General features: G+C 71.6%; 1 protein-coding gene and 1 pseudogene. One reads left to right on the forward strand and one right to left on the reverse strand.

Annotated features, from left to right (window positions below; genetic code table 11):
- Nucleotides 1-312 precede the first annotated feature (312 nt).
- Entirely contained in the window at nucleotides 313-1,881 is a 1,569-nt protein-coding gene (gene ffh, locus EEJ42_RS32205; RefSeq protein WP_123105443.1) for a signal recognition particle protein, read from the forward strand.
- A gap of 67 nt (nucleotides 1,882-1,948) precedes the next feature.
- Here the strand turns inward: ffh and EEJ42_RS32210 are convergent.
- Nucleotides 1,949-2,349 (reverse strand): annotated as a pseudogene (locus EEJ42_RS32210) (SAM-dependent methyltransferase); the annotation flags it as partial.

Genomic DNA, 2,349 nt, shown 5'->3' on the forward strand with positions numbered 1-2,349 from the left:
CGTTCCCGGAGCGGCCCGGGGCGGAGATGCCCCATCCCAGCCCGTCGGGCGTTCCCGGAGCGGCCCGGGGCGGAGATGCCCCACACCCAGCCTCTCCGGCGTTTGAGGAGCGGGGTCCGGGGGCGGAGCCCCGGCGGGGGTGTGGGGGCGGGAGCCCCCGCTCGGGGGACGGGGCGGAGCCCCGGTTCGGGAAGGGGCGGGGTGGGGATATCCGGGCGGCGCACGCCCGGGGGCAGACCGTTACCTCAACGTGCGGATACCCTTGGAGGCCGACCGCCGACCCGACATCCGACCGAAGGATTCGCGACCACCGTGTTCGATACCCTCTCCGATCGCCTCGCAGCGACTTTCAAGAACCTCCGGGGCAAGGGCCGCCTGTCCGAGGCGGACATCGACGCCACGGCGCGCGAGATCCGGATCGCCCTGCTCGAGGCCGACGTGGCGCTGCCCGTCGTACGGTCGTTCATCAAGCAGGTCAAGGAGCGCAGCCTCGGCGCCGAGGTCTCCCAGGCGCTGAACCCGGCCCAGCAGGTCATCAAGATCGTCAACGAGGAGCTGATCGGCATCCTCGGCGGCGACGCCCGCCGCCTCCGCTTCGCCAAGCAGCCCCCGACGGTCATCATGCTCGCGGGTCTCCAGGGCGCCGGTAAGACGACGCTCGCCGGAAAGCTCGGCCGCTGGCTGAAGGGGCAGGGCCACGCCCCGCTGCTCGTCGCGTGTGACCTCCAGCGCCCCAACGCGGTCAACCAGCTCTCGGTGGTCGCCGAGCGCGCGGGTGTCGCGGTGTTCGCGCCGGAGCCGGGCAACGGCGTCGGCGACCCGGTGAAGGTGGCCAAGGACTCGGTCGACTTCGCCCGCACCAAGCAGCACGACGTCGTGATCGTCGACACCGCCGGCCGCCTCGGCATCGACGAGGAGCTGATGCGTCAGGCCGCGGACATCCGTGACGCGGTCAGCCCGGACGAGGTCCTGTTCGTCGTCGACGCGATGATCGGTCAGGACGCGGTGAACACCGCGGAGGCCTTCCGCGACGGCGTCGGCTTCGACGGTGTGGTGCTCTCCAAGCTCGACGGCGACGCGCGCGGCGGTGCCGCGCTGTCCATCGCGCATGTCACCGGCCGTCAGATCATGTTCGCCTCCAACGGCGAGAAGCTGGACGACTTCGACGCGTTCCACCCGGACCGCATGGCGTCCCGCATCCTCGGCATGGGCGACATGCTCAGCCTCATCGAGAAGGCCGAGCAGACCTTCAGCCAGCAAGAGGCCGAGAAGATGGCGGCCAAGCTGGCGAAGGGCCCCAAGGAGTTCACGCTCGACGACTTCCTGGCGCAGATGGAGCAGGTCCGCAAGATGGGCTCCATCTCCAAGCTGCTCGGCATGCTGCCGGGCATGGGCCAGATGAAGGACCAGATCAACAATCTGGACGAGAAGGACGTGGACCGCACGGCCGCGATCATCAAGTCGATGACGCCGGGCGAGCGCCAGGACCCGAACATCATCAACGGCTCCCGCCGCGCCCGTATCGCCCGTGGTTCCGGCGTCGAGGTGAGTGCGGTCAAGAACCTGGTGGAGCGGTTCTTCGACGCGCGCAAGATGATGTCGAAGATGGCCCAGGGCGGCGGCATGCCGGGGATGCCCGGGATGCCGGGCATGCCGGGTGGCGGCGGCAGCGCCAAGCGCAAGGGCAAGCAGCAGAAGAAGGTCAAGGGCAAGCAGCGCAGCGGCAACCCGATGAAGCGGAAGGCCGACGAGCAGGCCGCTGCGGCGCGCCGTGAGCAGGCGGGCCAGCAGGGCGGCGCGTTCGGCATGCCCGGCGGCGGCCAGGGCGGCCAGGGTCAGGACTTCGAACTCCCCGACGAGTTCAAGAAGTTCATGGGCTGACTCGGCCGAAGGACCACCGGGTGCGCGGGCCCTGCCACGGACGGCAGGGGCCCGCGCACCCGCACGTTCACGCCCGTGCGATCAGGTACCGCAGAACGTTCGGCATCCACACCGTCCCGTCAGCCCGCTGATACGGATGCAGCGCCTCCGCCATCTCCTTGCGCACCTGCGTCGGATCGGTCGCCCGCTCCGCCGCGTCGAACAGCCCCGTCGACAGCAGTCCGCGCACCGCGCTGTCGAGGTCGGCGTACCCGAACGGGCAGGCCACCCGCCCCGATCCGTCCGGCCGCAGCCCGGCCCGCTCGGCGAGCGTCTCCAGGTCGTCCCGGCCGCACGGCCGCCAGCGCGCCGGGGCGCACATCGGGTCGGCGAGCCGGGCGCCCACCCGCAGCACCGACGAGGTGGCGCACCGCTCCGGCGGGCCCCACCCGGCCAGCACGACCGCGCCGCCGCGCCGGGCGAGCGCCG

It is taken from the genome of Streptomyces botrytidirepellens, assembly GCF_003721215.1.
Classification (GTDB): Bacteria; Actinomycetota; Actinomycetes; order Streptomycetales; family Streptomycetaceae; genus Streptomyces; species Streptomyces himastatinicus.